We start from the raw sequence: 2,901 nt of genomic DNA, 5'->3' as shown, positions 1-2,901 counted from the left end.
CAGTGCCTTACGCAGTTCGCTTGGCGCTCAGTGGCGCCGCGGGTGCGCGCCTAGCGCAGCGGCTGGGCATTTCGATCAGCGGCGAAACGGTTGCGCGTTGACTCAAACGCAACGGCCAGAAGCACGTCGCGATGGCATCGCCGCTTACCATTATTGGCGTTGATAACTGGGCATTTGGATGCTGTCATCGCTATGGCACCCTACTAGTCAATCTGGAGATATGCCGGCCATCGGATTTGCTGCCAGAACGTAATGCAACGACGGTGGCGAGTTGGCTAAACGGCCACCAAGCAGCCCAGTTGGTGTCACGTGATCGCGCTGCCGTCTATGTAATGATCCGGCACAACACGGTTTAGCACTTGACATCGAAGTTGAGTGTTATAGATTGAAGTCAAGGCTTCGTTTTCTGAAGGGCGCATCCGATACAGCCAAGCTTCATGCCGGTGCCACGCGATTACATATTGTTGGTCTATAAGCATGTGCTTAGTATTGCTTTAGTAGTTAATGTTGTACATCGCAGCATTGATTGGATTGTGCGTTGCGTAGCCCCATAAGCCGAAGCAACTAGTCAAATTCGTAAGCACTGCAAACAAGTTTAAGGGCCGAAGGGCGTACTTTTCCTATCGTGTTATGTGAATCGCTTCATGCGTCAGATGAATGAACGTTCCTTTAGTGGCCCAGCATGAGCACTTTTGATGACGCTTTTGAGCAGCTCATTGGCAATGAAGGGGGTTACTCCAATCACCTTCAAGATCCTGGCGGTGAAACCATGTGGGGTATCACCCAACGGATCGCGCTCTCAGGAGGCTATACCGGCCCCATGCAGGATTTGCTGCGTGAGACAGCCAAGCACATTGCCAAGGCGCTTTACTGGGATTCGCTGCGCTGCGACAGCTATGATGCGCGTGTTGCGTTTCAGGTCTTATGCCAATTACAACGGCGGCCCTGTTGTCGTTTGGATGCAGCAAGCCAGCGGCGCGCTCGCCGACGGCAAACTTGGACCAAAAACGATCGCCGCGGTGCAAGCGGTCGCCCCAGAGCTATTTATCCTGCGTTTTGTGGCCGCGCGCCTAGCCTATTTAACCGCGTTGCAAACTTGGCCCAGCTTTGGGCACGGCGGATCGCCACCAATCTGAGGGTAGCCGGAGCTTAATCATGTTACCGATTGTTTTTGCTCTTGCGCAGTTCGCGCCCCAAATCGCACAGTGGATTGGTGGTGGCCGAGCCGAACAGGTTGCGCAGAAAGTGGTCACCATCGCCCAAACGGTTACCGGCACCAGCACGCCGGAGCAGACGCTGGCTGCAATCCAAACCAATCCTGAGCTTGTTCACCAATTTCAAAAATTGATGGTCGAGAGCCAAGGCAAGCTGCAGTGTATCGCCGCTGAATTAGAGAAGGCGAGCACCACTGCCAACGTCGAAACGGCAAAGATGAACGCCGCCGACCGCGCCAATGCTCGGCGGATGACGCTAACTGCACAAGGCCGCATCCCGCGTAACCCCGCTTGTTTATGTACAAGTGCCCTATTTTTTGTGACTGACGCCCACTTCTGGCTCTCATTTTCCCGCACACCGGTTAAAACGCTCGACTTTGGCGTATTTGTCAACATTAAAGGCGTAGTGATCGAGATGAATTTGGGTGAAAAATCTTTTCGGCTCGTCCCCTACGGCGAAAAAGCAGGCCGCAATGTTTGCCAGCTTCGCGACCGATCCGGATACCTATGCTACAACTCAAGCGCTAAATTCTATGGTGGGCCGTAATGAGATGGTATTGCCACTGTTAAGGGGGAGTAATTACGAGAGCTTCCTATGCCTAATTCAACGGTAGCAGCAAGTGAGAACGTGTTGATGATTAAGGTGCAAATCTATGGGTAACCAACGAACCGTCCTTGATAACAAGGACACACTGACTAAACAAGGCAAACCTTATGCCAGTACCAAGTGCAAATGCGACGACAAGGATGCACTACGTGAAACTTGTACTATGGCCATCCTCTACTACGACCTCGTTAGTCGCCAAATCCGTACATTGTCTTCTAACGGCACTTTCGCCCCCGTTAACTCCAATCCTTGGTTGCAAAAAAAGACGTTTGATGCCGACGAAAAGACGTTTGATGCCGACGGTAACACAAAGCAAAGCTTGCTGGAAAACAGCATTGGCAAAAAGGTGCCGGCACAGCCAGGAGGTAATCTAAAAGTTGCTACCACGGCTGCTGAGATAGCGTCTAAGACTGCTATCCCGGATGAGTCGAAGCCACAGTCTTTCGGGTCTGCGCTCGCGAACTCCGCGTTCGGCAAGTTGATCGCGCGTGGCGAGGGCGACTACAACAGCGTGAATCGCGGCGCGCGCTGGAGTTACAAAGCTGGGACTGAAAATTTGGGCGGGATGACAGTTGCGCAGGTGATGGCGCAGCAGCTTAGTGCCCGCTTCAATGCGGCAGGCCGCTATCAAATCACCGGCCCGACGCTCGGTGAAGCCTTTATTGCAATGGAGCTGACGGGGGCTGAGAAGTTTGACCGGGCCCTACAAGACCACATCTTCGGCGAATACTTGGTCAAGGAGAAGCGACCGGCAATCGCTGACTACATCGCGGGGCGCAGCGACGATCTCCTCGCGGCATTGCTCGAGTCGTCGAAAGAGTGGGCAAGCGTCGCAAATCCTAATAAGCCTCCGACCCCTGATAGTCCTAAGGGCGTCAGCTATCACGACAAAAAAGGCAAGAATAAGGCGACGATCTCGGCCACCGAGATGAAGACGGCACTGCGTAACACGCGCGCAACGTACGCAGTCCAATTGGCGCCGCTGGACACGCCCAATAAAGCGCGTTCGGTTAAAATCAAATAAAATACTAAATCAACGTAAACGGAACATCCGGTCCGGCGGCGACCGGCAATGCCATC

At 53.4% G+C, this 2,901-nt stretch carries 2 protein-coding genes and 1 pseudogene; all 3 read left to right on the top strand.

The window, feature by feature from the left end; genetic code table 11:
* Nucleotides 1-682 precede the first annotated feature (682 nt).
* Nucleotides 683-1,136, top strand: a pseudogene (locus tag B0O95_RS15040) (glycoside hydrolase family 108 protein).
* Between the two features lie 19 nt (nucleotides 1,137-1,155).
* Nucleotides 1,156-1,761 (top strand): hypothetical protein, encoded by a 606-nt coding sequence (locus B0O95_RS15035; RefSeq protein WP_199180538.1) that lies wholly within the window; start codon nucleotides 1,156-1,158, stop codon nucleotides 1,759-1,761.
* 106 nt (nucleotides 1,762-1,867) lie between these two features.
* The gene (locus B0O95_RS15030) at nucleotides 1,868-2,845 is read left to right on the top strand and encodes a lysozyme family protein (protein WP_146064119.1); all 978 of its coding nucleotides are present in this window, start codon (nucleotides 1,868-1,870) and stop codon (nucleotides 2,843-2,845) included.
* The last annotated feature ends 56 nt before the right edge of the window (nucleotides 2,846-2,901 follow it).

This window comes from Mycetohabitans endofungorum, from assembly GCF_002927045.1.
GTDB classification, from domain to species: Bacteria; Pseudomonadota; Gammaproteobacteria; order Burkholderiales; family Burkholderiaceae; genus Mycetohabitans; species Mycetohabitans endofungorum.
Note: the sequence above shows the minus strand (reverse complement) of the source record. Positions and strands in the feature narration are given on the sequence as shown.

What these genes read in the sequence shown, in the direction of transcription:
- B0O95_RS15035 (WP_199180538.1), top strand. Translation starts at nt 1,156, where the DNA reads ATGTTACCGATTGTTTTTGCTCTTGCGCAGTTCGCGCCCCAAATCGCA.
- B0O95_RS15030 (WP_146064119.1), top strand. Translation starts at nt 1,868, where the DNA reads ATGGGTAACCAACGAACCGTCCTTGATAACAAGGACACACTGACTAAA.